This window comes from Psychrobacter sp. KCTC 72983 (assembly GCF_014280455.1).
Lineage (GTDB): Bacteria > Pseudomonadota > Gammaproteobacteria > Pseudomonadales > Moraxellaceae > Psychrobacter > Psychrobacter pacificensis.
In genome coordinates this window covers 877,252-902,411 of sequence record NZ_CP060390.1, presented here as the reverse complement: position 1 = coordinate 902,411, position 25,160 = coordinate 877,252, and the positions used below count along the sequence as shown (strand labels likewise).

19 protein-coding genes are annotated in these 25,160 nt (G+C 44.7%); 8 read left to right on the top strand and 11 right to left on the bottom strand.

Annotated elements, in window-relative coordinates; translation table 11 throughout:
- Positions 1–139: 139 nt before the first annotated feature.
- Both PSBA01_RS03855 and PSBA01_RS03850 read right to left on the bottom strand, forming a co-directional pair.
- Complete coding sequence (locus PSBA01_RS03855) at positions 140–697, bottom strand: protein disulfide oxidoreductase (protein ID WP_186475093.1); 558 nt, start codon at positions 695–697, stop codon at positions 140–142.
- Positions 698–804: 107 nt separating this feature from the next.
- Complete coding sequence (locus PSBA01_RS03850) at positions 805–2,442, bottom strand: carbon-nitrogen hydrolase family protein (protein WP_186475092.1); 1,638 nt, start codon at positions 2,440–2,442, stop codon at positions 805–807.
- A gap of 534 nt (positions 2,443–2,976) precedes the next feature.
- On the opposite strand from PSBA01_RS03850, the gene PSBA01_RS03845 reads away from it, so the two are divergent.
- Entirely contained in the window at positions 2,977–3,606 is a 630-nt protein-coding gene (locus PSBA01_RS03845; protein ID WP_186475091.1) for a BLUF domain-containing protein, read from the top strand.
- A gap of 97 nt (positions 3,607–3,703) precedes the next feature.
- Here PSBA01_RS03845 and PSBA01_RS03840 read toward each other — a convergent pair whose 3' ends face one another.
- The gene (locus tag PSBA01_RS03840) at positions 3,704–5,146 is read right to left on the bottom strand and encodes an FAD-binding oxidoreductase (protein ID WP_186475090.1); all 1,443 of its coding nucleotides are present in this window, start codon (positions 5,144–5,146) and stop codon (positions 3,704–3,706) included.
- A gap of 335 nt (positions 5,147–5,481) precedes the next feature.
- Here PSBA01_RS03840 and serA point away from each other — a divergent pair, with 335 nt between their 5' ends.
- The gene (gene serA / locus PSBA01_RS03835) at positions 5,482–6,708 is read left to right on the top strand and encodes a phosphoglycerate dehydrogenase (protein ID WP_071002270.1); all 1,227 of its coding nucleotides are present in this window, start codon (positions 5,482–5,484) and stop codon (positions 6,706–6,708) included.
- Positions 6,709–6,852: 144 nt separating this feature from the next.
- Here serA and PSBA01_RS03830 read toward each other — a convergent pair whose 3' ends face one another.
- From PSBA01_RS03830 to metX, 4 genes are all read right to left on the bottom strand, one after another.
- On the bottom strand, positions 6,853–7,926 hold the full coding sequence (locus tag PSBA01_RS03830) for a rhodanese-related sulfurtransferase (RefSeq protein ID WP_212563884.1): 1,074 nt from the start codon (positions 7,924–7,926) through the stop codon (positions 6,853–6,855).
- A 263-nt stretch (positions 7,927–8,189) separates the two neighbouring features.
- Entirely contained in the window at positions 8,190–8,771 is a 582-nt protein-coding gene (locus tag PSBA01_RS03825) for a tetratricopeptide repeat protein (RefSeq protein WP_058025769.1), read from the bottom strand.
- A gap of 400 nt (positions 8,772–9,171) precedes the next feature.
- Positions 9,172–9,789, bottom strand: a complete 618-nt coding sequence (gene metW, locus PSBA01_RS03820; protein WP_058025768.1) for a methionine biosynthesis protein MetW — start codon at positions 9,787–9,789, stop codon at positions 9,172–9,174.
- Positions 9,786–11,138 carry a homoserine O-acetyltransferase MetX gene (metX, locus tag PSBA01_RS03815; protein ID WP_228724667.1) on the bottom strand — a complete coding sequence of 451 codons (1,353 nt, stop codon included), beginning with the start codon at positions 11,136–11,138 and terminating at the stop codon, positions 9,786–9,788. Before metX ends, metW begins: the two co-directional genes overlap by 4 nt.
- Before the next feature lie 443 nt (positions 11,139–11,581).
- Between metX and hemH the strand changes: the two genes are divergently transcribed.
- Complete coding sequence (gene hemH, locus PSBA01_RS03810) at positions 11,582–12,601, top strand: ferrochelatase (RefSeq protein ID WP_186475088.1); 1,020 nt, start codon at positions 11,582–11,584, stop codon at positions 12,599–12,601.
- A gap of 115 nt (positions 12,602–12,716) precedes the next feature.
- On the opposite strand, the gene PSBA01_RS03805 is transcribed toward hemH, so the two are convergent.
- The 4 genes from PSBA01_RS03805 to PSBA01_RS03790 all read right to left on the bottom strand — a co-directional run bounded on the left by PSBA01_RS03805 (position 12,717) and on the right by PSBA01_RS03790 (position 18,029).
- The gene (locus PSBA01_RS03805; protein WP_186475087.1) at positions 12,717–13,067 is read right to left on the bottom strand and encodes a hypothetical protein; all 351 of its coding nucleotides are present in this window, start codon (positions 13,065–13,067) and stop codon (positions 12,717–12,719) included.
- A 544-nt stretch (positions 13,068–13,611) separates the two neighbouring features.
- A complete protein-coding gene (locus tag PSBA01_RS03800; protein WP_186475086.1) occupies positions 13,612–14,148 on the bottom strand; it encodes a hypothetical protein in 537 nt (178 codons plus the stop codon).
- Between the two features lie 265 nt (positions 14,149–14,413).
- Positions 14,414–17,392 (bottom strand): DNA polymerase I, encoded by a 2,979-nt coding sequence (gene polA, locus PSBA01_RS03795; RefSeq protein ID WP_228724629.1) that lies wholly within the window; start codon positions 17,390–17,392, stop codon positions 14,414–14,416.
- A gap of 223 nt (positions 17,393–17,615) precedes the next feature.
- Positions 17,616–18,029: an organic hydroperoxide resistance protein gene (locus PSBA01_RS03790; protein WP_186475085.1), complete on the bottom strand. Its 414-nt coding sequence runs from the start codon at positions 18,027–18,029 to the stop codon at positions 17,616–17,618.
- Positions 18,030–18,287: 258 nt separating this feature from the next.
- On the opposite strand from PSBA01_RS03790, the gene PSBA01_RS03785 reads away from it, so the two are divergent.
- The 5 genes from PSBA01_RS03785 (at position 18,288) to trpE (ending at position 25,083) form a co-directional block, all read left to right on the top strand.
- Complete coding sequence (locus PSBA01_RS03785) at positions 18,288–19,190, top strand: hypothetical protein (RefSeq protein WP_186475084.1); 903 nt, start codon at positions 18,288–18,290, stop codon at positions 19,188–19,190.
- Positions 19,191–19,371: 181 nt separating this feature from the next.
- Complete coding sequence (locus tag PSBA01_RS03780) at positions 19,372–20,967, top strand: peptide chain release factor 3 (protein WP_186475083.1); 1,596 nt, start codon at positions 19,372–19,374, stop codon at positions 20,965–20,967.
- A gap of 217 nt (positions 20,968–21,184) precedes the next feature.
- The gene (locus PSBA01_RS03775; protein ID WP_186475082.1) at positions 21,185–22,039 is read left to right on the top strand and encodes a DUF3298 and DUF4163 domain-containing protein; all 855 of its coding nucleotides are present in this window, start codon (positions 21,185–21,187) and stop codon (positions 22,037–22,039) included.
- Positions 22,040–22,155: 116 nt separating this feature from the next.
- The gene (locus tag PSBA01_RS03770; protein ID WP_186475081.1) at positions 22,156–23,349 is read left to right on the top strand and encodes an FHA domain-containing protein; all 1,194 of its coding nucleotides are present in this window, start codon (positions 22,156–22,158) and stop codon (positions 23,347–23,349) included.
- 237 nt (positions 23,350–23,586) lie between these two features.
- Entirely contained in the window at positions 23,587–25,083 is a 1,497-nt protein-coding gene (gene trpE, locus PSBA01_RS03765; RefSeq protein ID WP_186475080.1) for an anthranilate synthase component I, read from the top strand.
- Positions 25,084–25,160 lie beyond the last annotated feature (77 nt).

Here is a 25,160-nt window from a genome sequence, read left to right as displayed (position 1 = left end):
TAGGGTAAAAAGAGCTGAGCAATTTCATCCTCATTTTGACCAATATCAACTGTTTATCTACGTTGCATGTCGTTGTTGAGAGTATAACGATGACCTCTTCGCAAGATAATTTATTAAAAAATAAAGTCAGGTTCAGCCGCTAAAAAACTGATGCTAACCATAAGCGCAGTTTTAACGACCATAGTGGCTGAATACCTGTTAGCCCTTGTGTCATCTTGCCATTCTCTAATACCACATAGGATGGTGTGACTTGTCCTTGCCAATCCGCAAAGATATCACCTTCTTGGTCATTTATCGCGGTGAAGTCAAACTGATGCTGATCGAGGTAGCTGCGTAGCTCTTGATTTGAGCCTGACTGCACAGCGATAGTGATGACAGCATGATCGTTTGTCGCTGCTAGCCTATTTATCGTTGGCGATGTGACGCTACAGACTGAGCACCATGTCCCCCAAAAATATATCAGTGTTGGCTGCTGGCGACTCAGCTCGGCCAAATCCACCGGTTGCCCTTGATAGTCCATTAATTGCAATTGCGAATCGGCTGGCATGACAGGCTGTCGCCACCAGTTGACCACACTATAAATCACCAAAAATATCACCCCATAGAGCAGTGCTGTCTTAAGCACAGACAGGATGCGCTGTTTGGGTGTTTTTTTCGGTTTTTCGAGGGTTTTGTCGATGCCAATATCAGTCGTCATAGGGGCTGCTTTTATACTTTTATGTGTTGATAGATAAAAATAAACGGCTGATGATGCAGCCGTTTATTGGATTAAAAAGTCAGTGGGGAGTTATAGCAGATACGTTATTATGGCTTTTGCGCACGATTCTGCAATGGATCACCAGTAAGCACACTGCCTGAGTTTTCGCGGCGTTCTTCGTCACTTAATTTGCTTGCAGAAACTTTAGATTTACGTTTCCATTTTAAACTAAATAAGTCATCACGGCGGTCGATCAGGTTGTGCACTGAGCCTTCGTGACGCACGTGGGTAAGCTTATCTAAGTTGACATCAGAGAAGAAAATCATCTCGGTATTGGGCGTGGTCTCTGCCATAATCGCATCATGCGGGAATGCAAAATCTGACGGTGAGAAGATAGACGACTGTGCGTACTGAATATCCAAGCTTTCGACTTGTGGCAAGTTACCTACCGAGCCGCAGATCATGACATAGCATTCGTTTTCAATGGCACGTGCTTGAGCACAATGGCGTACACGCAAATAGCCGTTTTTGGTATCTGTCCAGAAAGGCACGAACAAAATATCCATATCATCAAGTGCTAACAGGCGTGCAAGTTCAGGGAACTCAACGTCATAGCAGACCAAGATACCGATACGACCAGCATCAGTGTCAAATACTTTGACCTCGTCACCGCCTTCGATGACCCACGCGCTACGCTCATGCGGGGTGATATGGATTTTACGCTGCTCGTCGACCGTACCATCACGGCGACACAAGTAGCTGACATTGTACAAGGTATCGTCTTCGTCTAATAAAGGCATAGAGCCTGTAATGACATTGACGTTGTAACTGACGGCCAAATGCGAGATTTCATTTTTAAACCATTCGGTGTAATCGGCCAAAAAGCGAATGGCGATGTTTTGGTCAGTAGACTCGCACAAGCCCATCAACGGCGCGTTAAAGAACTCAGGTAGACAAGCAAAGTCAGAGTTATAATCGGCCATCACATCGACAAAGAACTCAACTTGTTGTAGTAGCTCTTCTGGCGACTCGACCTCACGCATCTGCCACTGAATACCACCGATACGCACCTCAGATTTGCGCGTGTTGGGCTTATAGTCTTTTGGCTCATAATAGATATTTGACCACTCAAGCAAGGTGGCAAACCCTTTAGATTGTTTGTCATCTGGTAGGTAAGCGGTCAAGATACGCTTGACGATAAACCCGTTTGACAACTGAAAAGACAATGCAGGGTCGTGAATTTCGCGGCTCTCAACAGCGTCAATATATTCGCCTGGGCTTAAGTCTTGGTGGTTATGGTAGTTAGGAATGCGGCCACCCGCCAAAATCGCGCGGAAGTTGAGCTGACGACACAGCTCTTTTCGCGCATCATAAAGGCGACGACCGAGACGATAGCCACGATATTCAGGGTCGATCAATGCGTCTAGACCATAGATGGCATCGCCTTCAGGATTGTCTCTAATGATTTCTTTTTGCCCGATCAAATCATCATAGGTATGCGGGTTAGAAAATTTGGCATAATCAACACGCATAGACAGTACAATACCAATTAATTGATCATGGTCAAACAGCGCAATCTGCCCTTCAGGAAAGGCGTCTATGAGCGTATGAATGGTGTTTTTTGACCACGCGCCGCCTAGGTTGACGTAGACGCGATCCATCAAGGCTTTTAACTGGGGGTAGTCTTTTTTCTTAATCTCAGCGATCGTGAGATGAAAGTCATCTGTTTTTTCGATTTTACTCATGATATTCCTGTGTTAAATCTCTACTAAATTTGAGTATGCGTAATGCAATGATCCTAAACACTCGATTCTGTCAATTTTCATGAAAAAAAACCAGTAAAAATATTCCAATAGTCAGATATAGCCGTTACAATAATTATTACCCTATTTACAATGGGTTATAGCAATATTTTATGCCATGTTGCTCAGTGTATTTGAGGTTTATTCTGACTGATATAGAGGAATAAACCTTAGTAATCATTGCCTGCCGTATCACTTGGTTTTTTATTGGATTGTTAATAACGAAATACAGGGTTGTCCAATGCCTTTACAACGGCGACTGTTTTGCTATTTATTATCTAAATATAAAATCTAAGTAATATCTATCAGTATCATTCATTTTGCTTGCTATGATAGCAAGCTATATAAGTAATAATAGTCTCACGTAGTAACTATTTGCTACGTTTTTGTGAGTCTGCAGCTTTATCTACTTCAGGCATAGTATCGTTTTGCTTGTTTCATTTGGCCGGCGTTATCGGCTTTTAGGATTATTTTATTATGCCCTTAACTCGTAGCAATAGAATCAAGCAATGGGATGCAATACAAGAATCAGTACTGGTTCAATTGGTCTATGTCAGTACGCTAACGCTCGGTTCACGCCTAAATACCTCTATATTTGAGGATATAGAGGCCCATGCTCGCGATTATAATGAGCAGCATGGTATTACTGGTACATTATGTTATGGCAATGGTCAGTTTTTGCAGTGCATCGAAGGCGAAAAAAGACATGTCTTTGCGCTACAAGAACGTATCTTTGCTGATAGTCGTCACAAAAATATCGAAGTGCTTTTACTACAAGAGATTAATCATCGCAGCTTCTCAGACTGGCGCATGCGTCTGCTGTTTTTGGAGCGCTGGCTATGGTCGCCTGCAACCAAAGAGCAAGCAGCGCAGTTGTCACCATTTCTACCATTTGCGCCGCACGGTTGGTCACCTGATCGTACTGAGCAATTTTTGCAAATTATCAAAAATTTCGATACCCAGCCACATATCAAGGCAGCGGGCATTACTTACAATGCGCTAGGCAATATGTTCCGCCATATGGCGGCACCGCATCAAGCCTTTTTGATTGTCCAAGGGTTTCTTAGTATCTTGCTGGTAGTGGGGTTGATGTTGCTATACTGGTAAACCATGTACCTTTACAAACGATGATCTGATGAATAAAAAAAGACGCTAGCCTATGGGTTAGCGTCTTTTTTTTTGAGATAAATCGTTGGCCTACCAATCACATATCAAAAATCTTACCACGATTCATGATGTTGTTTGGATCAAACACCTTTTTCACCTTACGCAAATAATCAATCTCAGTCTCGCTGCGGCTGTATTGCAGATACGGCTTCTTCGTCATACCCACGCCATGCTCAGCAGAGACCGACCCGCCATATTTTTGTACCGTCTCAAACACGTATTTATTGACAATTTGACACTCACTAAAAAAATCATCCTTACTCATGTTATCAGGCTTTAAGATATTCAAATGCAAATTACCATCACCGATATGACCAAACCAGCACACCTCAAAGTCTGGATAGTTGCTGGCGACGATATGATCAATCTCAGCGATAAACTCCGGTACATAGCTGATGAGTACCGACACGTCGTTCTTATAAGGGGTGAACACAGAGATCGTCTCAGAGATATATTCGCGCAGCTTCCACAGCTCTGCCGCCTGACTAAGGCTTTGACTCATCACCCCATCAACCACCCAGCCCTCTTCCATGCACTGCTCAAAGATGGCCATGGCTTTTTCCATGATTGGCTCATAGGGGGCTTCAAACTCTAATAAAGTATAAAACTTGGTACGTGATTCAAACGGCTCTTGTACTTGACCATGTGCCATGAGCTTATCAACCGCTACATCATCAAAGAATTCAAACGCAGTCAAATCAATCTGGGCTTGAAAGGCAGAGAGCACATTCATGACGTCACTAAAGTTGTCCATACCCAGAACCATGACATTTAAGTCTTGTGGCTGACGCTCAAGTTTGATTTGCGCGTGAGTGACAAGACCAAGGGTACCTTCAGCACCGATAAACAGTTGACGCAAGTCGTAACCAGTGGCGTTTTTCACCATGCCTCGGTTGAGGTGCAAGATATCCCCTTTACCCGTAACAACCGTTAGTCCCATGATCCATTGACGGGTCATGCCATAGCGGATGACTTTGATGCCGCCCGCATTGGTACCGATGTTACCACCCATTTGACTAGAGCCTGCTGAGGCAAAGTCGACAGGATAGTAGAGATCTTTTGATTCGGCGAACTGTTGTAGCTGTTCGGTGACAACGCCCGCTTCAATCTCGACCATGCGGTCCGCTGGATAGAACTGTCCAATCTGGTTCATTTTATCCATGCTGACAACGATCTCGCCATTGGCGGCGACGGCGCCTGCTGAGAGTCCGGTACGACCACCACTAGGGGTGAGGACGACGTTATGCTCATTAGCCAGTAGGACGATGGCTTGGACTTGTTCGGTGGTCTTTGGGAAGGCGATGGCGGCGGCGGCGGGGGCGAAGTGTTTGGTCCAGTCTTTGCCCCAGTGCTCTAAGCTCTCTGCGTCGGTCTTTATTTGGCTGGGGTCGAATTGATGGGTGTCAGTCAGTGAGCTTAGGATCGTTTGCACAGCGTTGGTATGGGCTTGGGAGGTGGACTGTTCGGTAGTTAGCGTCATGGTCAAATCTCAATATTAGCGTAAGCACGATGTTGGGACTGTTTATTATATAGCGAAATGACTATAAATTCAGTGAGGAGTCGGCTCGTGATGGCAATAAGTGGGTGATAGTTTCTAAATAAAAAATGAGACAAATAATAAAAAGTGGTTTGTTTGATTTCAAACCGAATGATTCACTATAGCATAAAAATTTTTCAGGCTTGATAATCAATAATTCATCTAATCTGCTAACATCGGCGTCAAATTTTGTGTAAGATATCGGGACTGTTTTCGTTTCATCCATCACAGATTATCCGACAGATAATCTTATAAAACAAATATAGGACAGTTCTCATATGGCGTTATCACTACAAAAAGACAAAATCCGGTTTTTATTGCTTGAAGGTCTACATGACAATGCCCTAAAAGTATTGGAGGGTGCTGGTTATCACAACATCGAGAATATCAGTCACGCGTTAGACAAAGAAGAGCTGATCGAAAAGATCAAAGATGCTCACTTTATCGGTATTCGTTCGCGTACTCAATTGACGCGCGATGTACTTGAGCATGCAAACAAACTTATCGGCATTGGGTGCTTTTGTATTGGTACCAACCAAGTCGATCTAGATGCCGCTCGTGACTTAGGTATTCCTGTCTTTAACGCGCCATTCTCGAACACCCGTTCGGTAGCTGAGCTGGTATTGGCTGAAGCGATTATGCTGTATCGCGGTATTCCTGAAAAGAACGCAACCGTACATCGCGGCGGCTGGGGTAAGTCTGCGACTAACTCACATGAAGTGCGCGGCAAGACTATCGGTATCGTCGGTTATGGTTCTATCGGCTCGCAGTTGTCTGTGCTCGCAGAAAGCTTTGGCATGAAAGTCATCTATCACGATGCTGTGACCAAATTGCCACTAGGTAATGCGGTACAAGTTGGTAGCCTAGAAGAGTTACTATCAATGGCTGATATCGTGACGTTGCATGTGCCTGATGTGCCAAGCACGCGCTATATGATGAAAGCTGAGCAGTTCGCTCAGATGAAAGAAGGCAGCTACTTTATCAATGCGGCTCGCGGTACGTGTGTTGAGATTGATGATCTGGCGGATGCGCTTGAGTCTGGTAAAATCTTGGGCGCGGCTATCGATGTGTTCCCAAAAGAGCCAAAATCAGCTGACGAAGAGTTTGAATCACCACTACGTAAGTTTGATAATGTGATTTTGACGCCGCATATCGGTGGGTCAACACAAGAAGCGCAAGCTAATATCGGCCTTGAAGTCGCTGATAAGTTTGTCAGATATTCTGACCAAGGTGATACGGCGACGGCGGTGAACTTCCCAGAAGTTTCTATTCCGTTCAAAGAAAACTCGCATCGTCTGCTACACATTCATAGAAACGTGCCAGGCGTACTGTCTCAGATCAACCGTCTGTTTGCTGAAGCAGGTATCAACATCCTAGCACAGAGCCTGATGACAGAAGGCGATGTCGGTTATCTAGTCATGGACGTTGACTACAACGATTCGACTGCTGCACTCGATCAATTAAAAGATGTAGAAGAGACTATCCGCGTACGTATCTTATTCTAATATAGTCAATCTGCTTTTAAATTGGATTAACTATATCAGTGCTAATAGTTTTGATACGCATTGAAGATTTATCACAAAAAAAGAGAGGCTCTATTGATTAGAGCCTCTCTTTTTTACTTCTGTTTTATTGTACTAATGCTAGGTTTAATTGGCTTTAGCGTTGTTTACCGCTTCTGCTTGCAGACGCGCTTCAATCTTGGCCGCTTTGCGTTTTTCTATGACATCCATCACGTCACTACCGATATGGGCTTCACCGCGTTTTTTGGCCAGTTGCATTTGGTGCTCGCGCTCACGGAAACGCGCTTTTTGCTCATCTGTGGCTTTGTCAATACAATGCGGGCATGACTCGCCTTTGATATAGGCTGGGCTCTGCATGTCATCGCTAGTGATGGGCATACGGCAGGCAAAACACTGCTCATAATTACCTTTTTTTAAGTTGTGATTGACCGATACACGGTTGTCAAAGACAAAGCAATCACCTTGCCACATAGAGTCACTGGCTGGGATTTCTTCTAGGTATTTTAGGATACCACCTTCTAAATGGTAGACCTCTTCAAACCCTTGCTCTCGCAAATAGGCAGTTGACTTCTCGCAGCGGATACCACCTGTACAAAACATGGCCACTTTTTTATGCTTGGCTGGATCGAGCTCTTTTGATACGTATTCTGGAAACTCGCGGAAGGTTTCAGTGTTTGGATTGACGGCATTTTGGAACGTACCGATTTGCACTTCATAATCGTTACGTGTATCGATGAGAGTCACTTCAGGATCTGAGATCAGTGCATTCCATTCGCTAGGCTTTACATAGCGACCGACCGATTGTAGTGGGTCGATGTTTTCTACGCCCATGGTGACGATTTCTTTTTTGAGCTTTACCTTAGTGCGATAAAACGGCTGCGCATCGGTATAAGACTCTTTGAAAGTAAACGTACCAATCGCTTCGATATTGCGCAGATAGTCAAGGATGGTATCGATACCCTGACGCGTACCAGAAATCGTACCGTTAATGCCTTCGCTTGCCAGCAATAAAGTGCCTTTGACATCGTTATCTAGCATGGTATTCAAAATCGGCTCGCGATACTGCTCAAAGTCAGTAAAGCGTGTGAATTTATAAAGTGCGGCAACAACGATATTGTTAGTGAGGCTATCGTAGGCGGGGGCTGATTGATTGTCAGTTACCACGGTTTCTTTGATATTACTATCTTGAGTGGTGCTCATGTGTTTCTCCTGCTGGCTAGGTCGCAAACCTAGTGCGTTGGGTTTAAAGTATCTTTTCAATTTAAAGCATTAACAAAATTGTGGGATTGATGAATGCGCGCGTAGTGTAGCAAATTTTGGCAGGGTTTTGAATAGTTTAGGTCGCTCAGCTTGATAGGAGCTGAAATAATAAATGTTTTGATTATAAGATAAAAACAAAAAATCCAGCTCAAAGGCTGGATTTCTTATTATCAACTTAATCTTTTTTGAGGTTCGTTTAGAGTTTACTTACTCTGGAACCAGCGATCCGCTTGGTTACGTGCATTGGCGATGTCTGAGCTTGATAAGTTCAATGCCAACTGTCCAATTTTGCCGCGCGCTTTGTTACGGACTTTTTCGTCGAGCATGCCATCACGGGCAGCCAAGTCATACCATTTATAGGCATCTACCAGATTTTTTTGTTTTTCATCTAACAATGCAAGTGTATAGCTGGCACGGTTGTCGCCACGCATCGCGGCTTTCTCTAGCCAAAGACGCGCTTGCTGCAAGTTAGGTTGTACGCCTTCACCGCGTAAATACATGATAGCAAGGTTTAACTGAGCAGGAGCAACGCCTTGCTGAGCGGCTTTGGTGTACCACTGGATAGCTTGCTGGGTGTTTTGAGCAATACCTTCGCCTTTTTGCAAGCGCTTGGCTAGATAAAACTGAGCATGATCGTTACCTTGGGCAGCACGACTAGACAGCTCGCTCACAGGCATCAGCTCAAAGCGTGAAGTATCAAGCGGTACGTTTGATATTAACTCAGCATTGGCCAAACCAGCACAAGAAAATAAGGCAGTAAACAATGCGGCTTTTAATAATTTCATAGCAGCTCCAAAATTAGGCAGTTAATACGCAAGAAAATTGTACCGCTAAACATCGTCTCGCTAAAGACAGTTAGACGGCGATAACAATTAGGTGACATCTTGCGAGATGAATTACCTAATCATCAGCAATAGAGTTTTTAATTTTGTATCATCGATTTAACCCAACTAATTAGACAAACGGTCGTAATAGTGGGATAACTGACAACATTTTGCTAGCTTAACACCCAAACTTACGAAACTCAAATACTAATTACAAGATTTAATAGCTGCTTGTACCTGATTGTCCTCAGTAAAATCATAGAGTTACTATAAGACAATCATTAGTTAACAATTTGCTAAGATAAAAGGTTCAGCAATAACGGTCATTTTATCCTTTTGAGCAAAAATTAAATATCTGACATTACTTCGTTTTTTTCTTTGTCACTCGATAGATAGCGACATCTGCGAGTAGATTGGGTGCCTGTCTAATTAATGCCGTCATCAGTGGGGAATGACCTTTATCAGAGTCGCTTACCGCAAAGCGATTAACGATATGAATATCATGCTGCGCACACAGTTGCTCAAAGTCTTTAAACGTACATAGATGAATATTGGGGGTGTTGTACCATTCATAAGGCAGTGCCTCAGACACCGGCATCATCCCTTTAAGCCCTAAATGAAGACGGTTTTGCCAATGGGCAAAGTTAGGGAATGTGATGATCGCCTCTCGGGCGACGCGTAGCATATCAAGCAGTAGCACATCAGGCGCTTTTACCGCTTGTAGCGCACGCGCCATAACCACGGTATCAAAGCTGTTATCGGCAAAGCGTGCCAAGCCATCGTTTAGGTCTTGCTCAACAATCGATAAGCCGTTGCCAATGGCTTCGTTGATTTTGTCCTCATCAATCTCAAGCCCGTATCCAGTGACGCCTAACTTCTGCTGTAAGTGCGCGAGCAGCTCGCCATTACCGCAGCCCAAATCAAGTACATGTGCTTGCGGTGCGATCCAGCGCTCTGCCAGTTGGTGATCCATTCTCATGAGCGCTCTCCTGTGGCTGGGCGGCTAGGGTTAATAAATGGCGCTGTCAAAAATCCTCTAACAGCACCCATGTAGCGAGGAATATCAAATAAAAAAGAGTCATGGCCATGCGGCGCATCAATATTAATATAGCTAACAGGTTTGCCAGTAGCCATCAGCGCATCGACAATTTCTTGCGAGCGTTCTGGTGCAAAGCGCCAATCGGTGGTGAATGACACAACCAAGTACTGGCATTGTGTATGGGCGAATGCCGCTTTGAGCGCAGAAAGCTCTTGCTGTCGATCAGACTCAATGTCTTCAATCGTCGCTACCGCATCTTCTAACTCGTTCTGCGCATTGGCTTTGCTAGACTCGACTGACGCCGCGATAGAATTTTCTAATGGCACGGCCGACTCTGTATTGTCTTTTGCTACCGCTGATGAGTAGTCACGTGTCGGGTCGAAATAATCTAATGCCTTGGTCATGAGCAGATAAGTATTGGCATCAAAGTTTTCACTAAAGCGCTCACCTTGATAACGTAGATAGCTCTCAACCTGAAACTCGACATCGTAGCCATACATGAACTTGCCCGATTTTAAATCACGACCAAACTTGGCTTTCATCGCGTCATCAGTCAAATAAGTGATATGACCAACCATCCGTGCCAAGATGAGGCCGCGACGAGGGTAGGTACCAGCTTGTATGTAGCGTCCATCCTTAAAATCAGGATCGGACAATATCGATTGGCGTGCGACTTCATTAAAGGCGATATTCTGCGCAGATAGCTTCGGTGTACTCGCAATCACCACACAGCGTTTTAGCCTGTCTGGATAATCGACAGACCATTGCAGCGCTTGCATACCGCCCATCGAGCCGCCAACGATAGCATGCCATACGTCAATGCCCAGACGATCTGAGAGCATGGCTTGGGTTTTTACCCAGTCTTTAATCGTGATGAGCGGAAAGTCAGGGCCATAGACTTGTGGCTCATTGCTGTTATTTGCACTGTTATCGCTTGAATCGATACTGTCATCCGAACTAATGCTATGGGGATTAATAGTTGTAGGCCCTGTTGAGCCAAAACAGCTACCGATATTGTTGACGCACACCACATAAAAGCGATTGGTATCGATGGCTTTGTTCGGACCAATCATATTGTCCCACCAGCCCGCTTTTTTGTCATCAACGCTATGAAACCCTGCCGCGTGATGGTTGCCCGATAACGCATGACAAATCAAAATCGCATTTGATTTATCGCTATTGAGCGTGCCGTAAGTCTCTACCATCAAGTCAAACGAGGGCAGAGTACGGTTACATTCCAAGGTCAATGGCTCGGCAAAATGGAATTTTTGTGGCGTAACCACACCCACAGATCCAGCAGCAGTATTGGCTGAGCTGTTTACGTGAGTTTGAGAATTAGGAGACTGGTCACCGGTATTATCAGAGCGTGCGTTCAAAGCTACCTCGCAAGACAACAATCATCAATAAAATAAAAGTAAAATGGCAAAATTTTAACGGGCTACTTTACTTACACCATTTTTATAAACTGGGCTTGCCTATTGTATGGTGATGCGCGTAGGAGTACAACCGCCGAGCAGGTCTTTTAAATGCCGTTTTATCGCGTCAAATAATAAAGAGTAAATGATAGAAGGCTGGCGACTGCGTAGCAAATTGTACAAGTGCGCTTTTGCCATGCGTGATTCATGGATAAAATGCTACACTAATGCGGTGTTTGCACAAAGGTGTATGAGCAATCTGGTACCTTTATGATGACACGACTTCTAATAACTTACTGCTGATAAATAGTGCTGCTATGAAACCTGAATTGCCTCCACGTATTGCTGTCCTGTTAGTCAACCTTGGTACGCCAGATGAGCCGACGGCACCTGCCGTAAGACGTTATCTCAAACAGTTTTTGTCAGATCCGCGAGTGATCGAGATTCCCAAGTTTTTGTGGGCCATCATCTTAAATCTGTTTGTCCTACCAAGCCGTCCTAAGCGTGTCGCAAAGGCTTACGCGAGCATTTGGGAAGGGGATTCACCGATTCGTAAAATCCTAAAGAGCCAAGTGGAGCTATTAGAGCCGCGTCTGGCCAATAGCGTAGCGCCATTTCGCGTCTCTGTGCATCCTGCGATGAGCTATGGTAATCCTGGATTGCCTGATGTGATTGATGCACTGCGCGCAGAAGGCGTGGATCACTTTGTCATTCTGCCTTTGTTCCCGCAGTACTCAGCCTCTTCAGGCGGTGCGGTATATGATGCGCTGACAAAATGGACACTTAAGCAGCGCAACTTGCCAAACTATACCATTGTCAAAGACTACTTTGCCCATCCGCTATACATTCAGGCGCTAGCCAATTCTATCCGCCGTTTCCAAGAGAAACATGGCAAGCCTGAGAAGTTAATGTTCAGCTTTCACGGCATTCCGCAGCCTTATGCAGATAAAGGCGACCCGTATCCTAAGCGTTGTAAGTGTACCGCTGCACAAGTGGCACATGCACTTGGTTTAAAAGACGATGAATGGATTATTAGTTTTCAGTCACGCTTTGGTAAGCAAGAGTGGGTAAAGCCGTATACTGATGTGGTATTAGAAGATTGGGGCAAATCTGGTGTGCGCTCAGTACAAGTGATTAGCCCTGCATTCTCAGCGGATTGTCTTGAGACGCTAGAGGAGTTGGCCATTGAAAACCGCGATAATTTTCTGGAGGCAGGCGGGCAAGAGTATCACTATATCCCTGCGCTAAACCTCGATGAGACACACATTGAATTGCTCGAAGCGTTGAGCTTGCCTCTTGTAAAAGGCTGGGCTGGCACACTTGATGGATGGGTTTAATCGGCTGAAAATATCTATTACTGTTAGTTAAATGATAAGTCATAAAAAAGCACGCTTAACGATATTAAGCGTGCTTTTTCGCTCTAAAGGGCTATATTAGCCGCGGTGCTAATTTCTAAAAATCATCGTCATTGCTGCGTTCTGCGGCATCTCTATCAGCAATATCCATTGTATCTGGATAATCATTATCATCAAGATTGTCTTGAACCAAAACTTCATCCACACGCGACTCATCAAGGTTTTGACGATGCATAGGTGTTAATCCTTGCGTAGCAGTACTACCGACTTCTGAATTATCAAACCCTGCACTATTATCAATCACATCATCATTGTCGATAGTGTGCAGCATCGGATTGTCTAAATCGACCAACTGATTGTTTTGGTTATCGGTGCTGTCATTATTGTCGCGGCGATTGCCATCGATATGATCCATCTCTTCTGGTAGTGGATTCTTTGTGTTTTCCATAAGTCATTCCTTGTTGTAATTATTAGCAGTAAAGTCATTGTAAGGGCTTATAAAAGCGTTGCTTATAGCGACATTGATAATCTGTCCATAAGTTTGTACGGTTATTGGGATTTTCACTAGTAGTAAGGTGTGACAGGATGTTCAAAAAATGTAAGGCGATTGCCAAAATGCAAAACGGCTACTCATATTGAGCAGCCGTGAGTTTTTATAAAATTGCTTAAAAGATCTTTGTTGCTACGTCATTAGGGCGTGTTGAACATTCGCAAATAGGCACTGCTGATCGCTAAAATGGTTCCAGACAAGGCACAAAGCGACGATAATGCAGATGCCTTAGCGAGATTTGTAACGCAGTATGGGGCAATTTTAGCATCAGCCCCAACGATAAAAGCAGGGGACAGGACTCTTTTTTGCCGCTTCATCGTTAAAAATAAGCGCTTAGAGTGACTAAACTTATTATTTTTAACATCGAATCGCCTAAAAAATAGTCGCTGTCAGTGCCATGGTCGAATGTTCAACACGCCCTAATAGTATCGTTACTATGATTTTAATTATCAGCGTGTTTGAGCTCATAGTTTAATTTCTGCACAAGACATGATTCATAATCAGCCAGTTTGAATCGCCATAAATACGTCAAGGCAATCGCGTAAATCGCAGTCTCAGCCAACTCTTCGACAACTTCACCAAATGTAGGCGGGAACATAATGGCGTTCTCGCCCATATATTGAATGATTGCCAGCGCGGTAACGATGAGGTAGAGCGAGACAGGCACGTGTTTTAACACTGCCCATAGGTAGTGCCTCGAATAAGCTAATAGGCCAAGCGCGACGAGATAGATAACGGTCAGCACACTGTCTTCCCACCAATCATAAGAGTGATTTAAAAACGAGAAATCGCTCGGAACCAACAAATCTGGTAGATAGTTTAGCTCGCGACGAATGACGGTAAAAAATACAAGTACGGCTGCCAACCAAAAGGCCTGAATGTGTTTGATATGACTTTTTATCATGTACTGTGTGCAACGCAGCAAACAGACAAATAGCAAGATCATACCAGGAATTTCAATAATGCCATCTGAACTCAAAATAACTGGCTCCTGCGTATCAAAAAAATGTGTCAAAAACAAAAAAGTGAGCCCGTAGGCTCACTCTAAACCAAAAAACATCTAACGAAATATGCATAATCTACTATGATGCTATTATAACCCAATATGGTAATAATAACGTCATAGAATATAACCAAGTAGTCATAAGTGGTTGTTTATATAGATGATACAGTGGGTTTCAAAACCCATCATAACCCATAATATCTTTAAGCTCGCTAGCGTTCTAAGTTGACCAAATCAATGATTAATGCGCCTCATCCCAGTTTTGACCGCTATCAGTCTCAACCAGTAACGGTACAGCAAAGTCGACATGCCAGCCTTTATCTACGGCCGTAGTCGTCAAGACATCTTGCATGGCATCGGTAATCAATTGGCTAACCGCGTCTACTTTATCGATATCCACTTCAAACACCAGTTCATCATGGACTTGTAGCAGCATTTTGGCTTGATCTTTTGGCAATACCTTATCAACGGCAATCATGGCAAGCTTAATCAAATCAGCGGCAGATCCTTGTAGCGGCGCGTTGATTGCGGCACGCTCAGCGCCTTGCTTGACCATACGATTGCTATGATTGATATCAGGGGTATAGAGTTTACGGCCTAATATCGTCTCGACATAGCCTTGCTCGTACGCGCTAGCACGCGTATTAATCATATAGTTTTTGACACCCGGATAGCGCTCAAAGTACATATCGATATAGTCTTGCGCTTCACCGCGGCTCATCTGTAATTGCTTGGCAAGTCCAAAGGCACTCATCCCGTATAGCAGACCAAAGTTAATGGCTTTGGCATTACGGCGTTCAGTTGGGGTAACGTCCGCAACATCCTTGCCAAGCACTTCAGCAGCAGTCGAAGCATGAATATCTAGGCCTTCGTTAAAGGCATGCGTCAAGTTCTTATCACCTGAGAAATGCGCCATGAGACGAAGCTCGATTTGTGAATAATCCGCGGCCAAGATTACGCGACCTTCTGGGGCGATAAAGGCTTGGCGAATCAGGCGGCCAGTCGCCGTACGAATGGGAATATTTTGTAAGTTAGGATCAGTTGATGACAGACGGCCAGTACTGGTCAGTGCTTGATGGTAACTGGTATGCACGCGGTCGGTCTCAGCATCTGCAACATTATCGAGTGCATCGGTATAAGTGCTTTTTAGCTTAGACAGCCCGCGATACTCTAAGGTGATATCGACTAGCGGGTGATCGATTTTCGATAGGACGGCTTCACCAGTCGAGTATTGACCAGACTTGGTTTTTTTACCGCCCGGCACGCCCAGCTTTTCAAAAAGCATCTCGCCAAGCTGCTTCGGTGATCCTAAGTTAAACTCTTCGCCAGCCACTTCATAAGCCCGTTTTTCTAGGGCGACAATCTCTTCATCAAAGCGTTTTGATAGCTCGTTTAAGAAAGAGCGTTTGATGAGAATACCGTTTGCTTCCATCTGGCAAAGTATCTCTGCTGTTGGAATCTCTAACTCATGGAGCAATTTGGCATTATTGGCATCGTTAGCCAACTCAACACTGAATACATCAAATAACTGATAAGTAATATCAGCGTCTTCACACGCGTAATCGCTAGCAATATCGATAGCCACTTGGTCAAAGGTGACTTGCTTCGCGCCTTTGCCTGCGACTTCCTCAAAGCTAATGGTTTGCGTTTGCAGATAATGGCGTGCCAAATCGTCCATACCGTGGCGAGTGGCAGCCGCATTGATGACGTAGCTTGCCAGCATGGTATCCATCGCCCAGTTATTTGGCTGCTCATGTATGGCACCGACTAAGTCAATATCATAGTGCGCAAGGATATGCGCATCATACTTTAGATGCTGACCGATTTTACCGATATTAGGATTTTCTAGTATCGGTTTCAGGCGCGCCAGCACGGTATCGCGGTCGAGTTGTTTCGCTGTTAGCTCATCACCTTCTAGGCGGTGGGTGAGCGGGATATAATAGGCTTCATGCGCTTGCACCGCAAAAGACAGCCCGACGATTTGCGCCTCGCGCCAATGAACACTGGTGGTTTCGGTATCAATGACGAAGTGCGGCGCTGCCTCTAAAGCTTCAATCAGACTATCAAATGCTGGCTCATCGAGCACAGTATGCCACGCTTTATCCTGATGGTTACTGCCCGTCATATTATCAGTATTGGTCGATTGCAGTGATTTGGCAACTTGCGCGTGTGACTCAGTATTGGCTTGGCTATCAGCAACGCTTTGTAAGCCATTTGCAGGATGGTTTGGGTGATCAAGTGATGCTAGCTCATTTCTAAATTCAAGCTCGGTATATAGGGTGCGAAGCTCCTCTATATGCGCACAAGGATCGGTGTTGATTTTGAGATCATTCCAATCTTGGCCGATTTCTAGATTGGTAATGATGGTGGCAAGCTTTCTGTTAAAAGGAATGTCATCGGCATGTTCAATCAGACCTTTTGCGCCACGACCTTTGATAAAGCCAATATGCTTGAGCATGTTGTCAATGTCACCATACTCAACCAACAAGTCTTTGGCAGTTTTCTTACCGATACCTGGCACGCCTTTGATCCCATCAGAGCTGTCGCCCATGAGCGTTAAGAAATCAATCATTTGATTTGGATTGATGCCAAACTTATCAATGACAGCTTGGGTATCGGTGATTTTGCCGGTGAAGCTATCTTCTAATATCACGCCGTCATTAACCAACTGCATCATGTCTTTATCACCCGTTGAGATGACCACATGGTGACCTTGCTCGACGGCACGATAGGCAAGTGTACCGATGATATCATCGGCCTCTGCACCCTCAATACGTAATAGCGGAATACCCAAGGCGCTGACCAAACGATGAATATAAGGAATTTGCTCTACCAACTCTACATCGATAGGCGGACGAGCTGCTTTATAGTCAGACGACATATGATGGCGAAAAGTCGGTGACTTGGTATCGAAGCAGACGGCCATATGAGTAGGGTGATAACGACGCATCAGTTTTAGCAGCGCATTCAAGGTACCGCGTATCGCATTGGTGATTAGACCCTGCGAGTTTTGCATGGTCTTTGGGAGGGCATGATAGGTGCGAAACAGATAATACGAGCCGTCGACTAAGATAAAGGGCGGCTGATCTTTGTCTACGTGACTGGTATCCATCAGTGCCACATTTGGCATATCGTCAAAATTCGGTAAGGTTTTAGGATCGAGTGCTTGATGGGAGTTGTGGTCACTGTCGGTTGTATGGTCGTTTATAGGATCAGTCATAGAGGTCACTTATCAGCTGTTAGATAAAAATATGCCCTTATTATAACGATAAAAACAGTGCGTGCCGAACTGCTTAACCGTTACGAGATGTTCTGGCGTTTTTATTTTTTCACCAAAATTTCAAACAAAAAAAGAACCCAGACCAGCTGAGTTCTTCTATAATTAACGTATTTTTAATTAACTACTTTCTCAATTAATCATTGATAATGAGTCTCATAATGCGTTACTTTACTTCTGAGGTGACTTCAACATCGATGTTGCCGCGTGTGGCTTTAGAATATGGGCACACTTGGTGCGCTTTTTCAACCAGTTTTTGAATATCGTCAGCTGATAGGTCTGTGTTATCGGCGATCACATGGATTTTTACTGAGAGTTTGTACTCGTGGTTGTCACCTTGCAACAGGTCAACAGACGTTTCAGTCGTTGAACCAAAGCGTGCGTCTTCCATCTTTTTGACCACGCCAAGTGCGCTATCAAAGCAAGCGCCATAGCCCATAGCAAGCAGTTGCTCAGGGTTATTGCCTTTTTGATTGCCACCTGGTGGGGCCATATTGATCTCAAGATCGCTATCGCTCAAGGTTGCTGAACCTGCACGGCCGCCTGTGACAGTAGACTTGGTTGAATATAAAGTTTTCATAACACATCCTTTGTTTTGGTTTTTAGATTTTCGTGGTAAAGCCAAATAACCAACCTAGGATAACAAATCATTAAAACAGCTCAGTAAGTCGGTAGTAAATCTTTACGACAAGTTTGTAAATATGACTTTTGGAGCTCTCTACAGTAGCAATACCTGCTGGTGCTAATAAACAGAATGACCGAAGCCAGCCATTTGGTGGGTCATACTAATATCATCAAATTGGGTGATAAAAAATCTAAATCATAAGGACATTGTTCGATGAATAGAGTGGTTGCGATATCTGGTGTTTTCTTCTGGACAATGCTTGCTTTGATAGGCTGCGAAGTAGATGACGGCAGTTATGGTTCTGACAGCGACAATATTACGTTGACGAGTTTTGCCAATAGTTACGATAGTAAGGCCAACGATACTGCCATTGCGCGCATCGATGAGACTTATCGCACAGGCGCACGCAACATCAAAACCACCAATCTTATTAACAGTTATAGCAACCAGAGCCTCAATGATTTAGACAGAACGGTACTGGCAGATAATTTTGAAGGTCGACTTGAGAATAAAGACATCGAAGTCAATGGTCGCACGGTCAAGCGTCCTATTTACGAAAAAAACAGTAATAACAAACTAGGCTACGAAACCACCTATCAAACACTGGACTTGTCGGGCTTAACGACCCGCAGTTATAGCGCTGGCACGAGTATTGAAGAGCGCCGCGGTATTCTCACCGATTTGAGCAACTACTCAGAAATTCCATCCAATGTTGCTTTCCCTGAAGGCTCCGTTTGTTACATTCCAGTCGTGACAAGCGAGCGCTCATTTTTGGCTTTCAATGACAAAAATAAGACAGGCTATTCGTCATTGGAGAAATGGATCGAAGCTGCTAAACAACGCTTTAGTGATAACCGAGATCATAGAACCTCTCAGTTTGGTGTTGGTATAGCAAATAAGCAAAAAGCGGCGCAAGTGATGTTCTTTGCATACAAAAATCAACCTGCCTATGAATATAGTGGTGTTGAATATGGGAAGGATATTTATGAGGCAAATTATGTTGCCAAAGGTAGCACCGATCCGAATATAGATAGCCGCTTTGGCGTGGTAGATTGTACGCTTGTCAATGAGGTCGCAGGAGACTTCTTAGCGGAGCAAATCAAGCGCTATTATTAAAATCAAGCAAGCCCTACGCTGACGGTTAAAAATTTTGTTAACACGCTTTGTTTGACTGATAGAGCGTATTTTTTGTGCGTGAACTCTGCACCATAACGCGAAATCGGCTACAATACGCTCATTATTGATTTTATTTATTTAGATTGACTTCTAAATGACCCAACTGCTGAAGCTGAAAACTATGAGCGTAGACCCAAAAAAACTAACCAAAGAAGTGGCCAAGCGCCGCACCTTTGCCATTATCTCGCATCCCGATGCTGGTAAAACCACCATGACTGAAAAGCTGTTGTTATGGGGACAAGCGATTCAGGTCGTAGGCGAAGTCAAAGGCCGTAAGACCGATCGCCATGCCACCTCAGATTGGATGAGTATGGAGCAAGAGCGCGGTATCTCAATCACCACCTCTGTCATGCAGTTCCCGTACAAAGACCACATGGTCAACCTACTAGACACCCCAGGTCACGCCGACTTTAGTGAAGATACCTATCGTACGTTGACTGCCGTGGATAGCGCACTGATGATGGTCGATGGCGCAAAAGGTGTCGAAGAACGAACCATCAAGCTGATGGAAGTTTGCCGCATGCGCGATACGCCAATCATTTCGTTCGTCAACAAGCTCGATCGCCAGATTCGTGAGCCGCTTGAGCTACTGAGTGAAATTGAAGCGGTACTAAAAATTAAATGCGTGCCCGTCACGTGGCCGATTGGTATGGGACAGGATTTTGTTGGAGTGTATCACCTTGCAGAAGACAAAACCTACTTATACGAGAAAGGCAATGGCGGCAAGATGACCGTCTCTGAAACGCGTGAAGGCTACGATTATCCTGATATCCGCGAGCGTCTCGGGCAGCTGATGTTTGATGCTTTTGAGGAGTCACTCGAGCTGGTACAGATGGCGCTAGAAGAGTTCAGTGTTGACGCATTTTTGGCGGGCGAGATGACGCCAGTATTGTTCGGTACAGCGCTTGGCAACTTCGGTGTCAACATGGTACTCGATACCTTGGTCAAATACGCGCCGCCACCAAAAGCCCATCCAACGACTGAGCGTAAAGTATCAGCAACCGAGACCGATTTCACAGGTTTTGTTTTTAAGATCCAGGCAAATATGGATCCGCGTCACCGTGACCGCATCGCCTTCTTGCGCGTGTGCTCTGGCAAGTACGAGAAGGGCATGAAAATGAAGCACGTGCGTCTGGGTAAAGACGTCCGTATCGCTGATGCCTTGACCTTTTTGGCAGGCGACCGCGAGGCGCTAGAAGAAGCCTATCCAGGCGATATTATTGGTTTGCATAACCACGGAACGATCTCTATCGGCGATAGCTTCACTGAAGGCGAGGAGCTGAGCTTTACCGGTATTCCTCATTTTGCCCCTGAATTGTTCCGCCGCGTGGTACTAAAAGATCCGCTCAAATCAAAAGCCCTGCAAAAAGGACTACAGCAATTAAGCGAAGAGGGTGCCACGCAGGTATTTATGCCGCAGATTAACAATGACTTGGTATTGGGTGCGGTTGGGGTGCTACAGTTTGAAGTGGTCGCGCATCGCCTCAAAGAAGAATACAAAGTGCAATGCAGCTTTGAGCCAGTATCGATTGCCACGGTACGCTGGATTCACTGCGATGATGACGTGGCTTTGGCAAAGTTCAAGAAAAAAGCCCATGACCAGTTATCAATCGATGGTGGTGGTTATCTGACTTATCTTGCGCCATCACGGGTCAACTTACAATTGATGCAAGATCGTTATCCAGAGATCACCTTTAGCAGCACGCGTGAGCATTAAAACGACTGTTATCAAATCAACCGTATCACTGTATTGTTCATTGATTAAGACACGCTAGCCGTGTCTTTTTTATTGTCCGTTATTTATGCGGCAAATGAGTCAAGAGAGGTTTTGAGTGATTAGCAACACTTCAAAAACACAAACAGTGTTCCTACAATACAGCGTCATTGTTACGGTAGAATGTATTACAACACTTTATATTTATAAAAGAGGATGCATGAAAGCTATGGTTCAATCTCATCTTAATAGGTTCACGCTGACGCATATTTCTTTAGGCAGAGTAGGGCGTACACGGCGAATTGGTCTCTTAGCAAGCGGTTTACTGATGGGTACCGCTAGTCTGTCCGCAAATGCAGGTAGCCTTATCAGCTCAACAGAGTATCTCGATTATCAGTTACCAGAAAAAATTCAAAAGATGTGTACTGAGCGTGATAATTGCCCAGAAATTGAGATTAAATACCTTAAGACAAATCATGGTTGGATAGATAAGACAGTCAATGCACGTATTGATAATTTGGTGGTGAATAGCAAGCCAACTGAGTCAGCACCTATTAAGACGAAAAGCAGCCAGGAAGACGTAACTGCTGCGATTAATGACTTTGCGACATCGCAGTTTCAAGATATGCCTGAAGAGGTTTCGTGGGCTTATAGCTTGATGGTGACGCCTGTTTACTTGGGTCACGTCAATAACTTTGAGTTGTTCGAAATCAACTCCTACGTCTTTACTGGCGGTGCTCACGGTATGCCTTATAGTGAGTACTTGACGTTTGATCTGACCACCAAAAAACAAGTCACTCTTGATGACATGCTGATCAAAGGCAAAAAGCCTCGTTTTGAAGCACTCGCGCATGATGCGTATAAAGCATGGGTGAAGACCGTCGCTGATGATGTCAGTAGCTATGAGAAAAGCTGGCCGTTTATGTTGAGCGACAATGTGACCTTGACAGAAACAGGGATTAACATTCGTTATCAGCACTATTCTATCGGTCCATACGCCTACGGTATGCCGGTATTGAGCATTCCGTATAGCCAGCTTGATAAGGTCATCAAGCCTCACTTTATACCAAAATAGAGCAAGCACATGACCACTAATTATGCTCTCTATCATAGAGTGGTCAGTGAATAAAAATTAACAGTAATTTGCTTAAAATCGTTTGAAAATTAATAGAAAAAATAAGGAGTAACAAGATGACGGATAATATAGATAGTGTGAGCACGGCAGCACAAGCCAGCACATGGCAATTAAATGCATTAACAGAGGCGCTGGGCGATCTGACACTGACAGTCGAGGATAGCTTGTCTGTTGGTCGCGGCGGTGACAATGATGTAGTACTCGGCAGCAAGCAAGTATCTCGCAATCATGCCGTTCTAAGCATACTTGATGGTCAGTTATACGTAAAAGACTTAGACTCTTCTAACGGTACCTTTATCAATGATCAACGTATCGCGGGCAACGAATCAAACCTTCTACAGGCTGAGGATACGCTTGGTTTTGCAAGCTTTAGCTTTCAGGTACAAGCGCCTGTCGCTGCTACAGCAGATGAGACACTAGAGCCAGTCATAACGGACGATACAGTAAGTAGTGTCAGTGATGAGACTGCCCCAGCAGAAACTACTGAGAATTTGCATGATGAATATATCATCGAAGAGCATATCGTCAGCGAACCAATCGTAAAGCAAACGAATATTGAAGAGATTTTACCCGCTGCAGAGGATGCACAGAGTCCATCTGTCGATACTACTTCAGACACCGCAGTAGATTCAGCAAGTGCGCCTGTAGTTGACAGAGCGGAAGTGGCTGAACCAGCGCCTCAAGAGCCAGTAGTTAAAGAGACAGGTATTGAGGATGTCTTGTCGGCTGCACAAAGTGCTACGCCTGCATCGATTGAAACAGCACCAGAAGAGTCAGAGCCAGTATCTGAGACGTCTGTATCTGAAACGCCTGTATCAGCGGCGACTGAGTCAACTGTAACGGAGTCAGAAGCTGTGACGACTGCAGAGCCGTTGACCCCAACAGTATCTACTGATGATGAACCAACAGTATCGCAGCCAACAGTAAGTGAAGAACCTGTAGTAAATGAAAGACCAGTAGTAAGTGAAGAGCACGACAAAACGACAAAGACTGAATTACAAGAAGAAGCCGATCCTGAGGTTTTAAAAGCCAAGCAAGCAGCGACCTCGCAGTTTTCGGGTACGGCAAATTTAGGGCAGGCTCATGATCTTGGCACCCAAGGCAACAACGCGATGGATCAAGAAATCAGTAATCCAGCTCATACAGGACAAGTAGAGAAAAAATCTAGCGGTGGTTGGTTTATATGGGTATTTGCTGCCATTTTGATTATTGGCTTGGCATTATGGCTATTTAACATGGGCGTTATGTAGTGACATCGATCCGTAGTTTGAATACGAGCGTTTATCCATAGCTATCCTGATTGATAAGCAGTCCGTTAGCTCAGTTAGTTTATGAAGGTTGAGACCTGAACTTAACTGCTGTATGAATCGTCATTCAGACAAACTGCTTTTTATAGCGCTAACATTCAAATACGGTGTTGGCGCTATATTTTATGGTTCAGTCCACTGTTTTATTTTTTGCCATTCTGCTGCTAAGAGAGCGTTAGTATGATGACTTTCCAAGAATATCAAGCGTTTAAAGATCGGGGTTTTAGTCATGCACCCTTAGTCAAAAAACGTTTGATGGATGCACAGACGCCAGTGTCTGTGTTTTCCAAAGTACGTGATTTAAACGGCTCTGCATATTTGTTTGAGTCTGTGGTAGGCGGTGAGCGCTGGGCAAGATACTCGATGATCGGCTTGGGTAGTGATCTTATTTTACAGTACGCTGATGGCAATATGACTACCAAGCGGAACGATCATATCGATACAGCAGCAGTAGAGAATCCTTTTGATTATATCCGTCAGCTGATGCAGCAGTATCAGATGCCGACTGCTGAAGATGTGCCCACCATGCCAAGTTTTAGCGGCGGCCTAGTCGGTTACTTTGGTTACGACATGGTACGTATCATTGAGCCTAGTGTGGGCCTATCTGACGCACCCAATCCAATGTCAATGCCAGATATGTGGCTGATGCTTTCGATGAGTGTCATTGTTTTTGATAATTTAGAAAATACCTTATCGATCATCGTCTATGCTGACTGTCAAACCGAGGAGGGCTACAGCTTAGCTATCCGTGAGTTGGAAAAAATCGAAGAGAAGTTGGCAGAACCGTCCAATTTGTCCGCGCCAGTGATGCCCACACCAAAATTTATCTCGCAAACCGGTATGGAAAAGTACTGCAGCGACGTTAAGAAAATAAAAGACTATATCGCAGCAGGCGACGTCATGCAGGTGGTTCCAGCACAGCGGTTGACGGCAAATTACACAGGCGACTCTCTAGCCGTCTATCGTGCATTACGCTATCTAAATCCATCGCCGTATCTGTTTTTGGTGCATGGCTATACGCTTGATGATCACAAACGCTTTGATATCATTGGCGCCTCTCCTGAAATCCTGTCCCGTATCGAAAACGGTAAAGTCACCGTACGGCCACTAGCAGGGACACGCAAGCGTGGTCAGAATGAAGCGGAGGATCTGGCACTTGAACAAGAGCTGCTCAATGATGAAAAAGAGACTGCCGAACACTTAATGCTTATTGATTTGGGTCGCAATGATATCGGCCGTGTTTGTGAATATGGCAGTGTCAAAGTTACAGACAAGATGTTTATTGAGCACTACTCACAAGTCATGCACATCGCGTCCAATGTGGAGGGCACGATAAGGTCTGATAAAGACGCGCTAGATGTATTTTGTGCCACGTTTCCAGCGGGTACACTATCAGGCGCGCCCAAGATTCGCGCGATGCAAATCGTTGATGAGATAGAGCCAGTACGTCGGACAGTATTTGGTGGTTCAGTGGGCTATCTAGGTTGGAATGGCAATATGGATACCGCCATTGCTATTCGTACAGCAGTGATGCGCCGCGGTGAAATCCATATCCAAGCAGGCGCAGGTGTTGTTGCTGATTCTGTGCCAGAAGCGGAGTGGGATGAAACCAATAAAAAAGCATTGGCATTGGTCAAAGCGGTAAAAATGGCCTGTAATGGACTACGCATTCGCTAGTTATATAGCCAGCTATGCAGCGCATATAATCACAACAGATCAGAAGAGCAATTACGTTGTTATTTTTCTATCAAAAA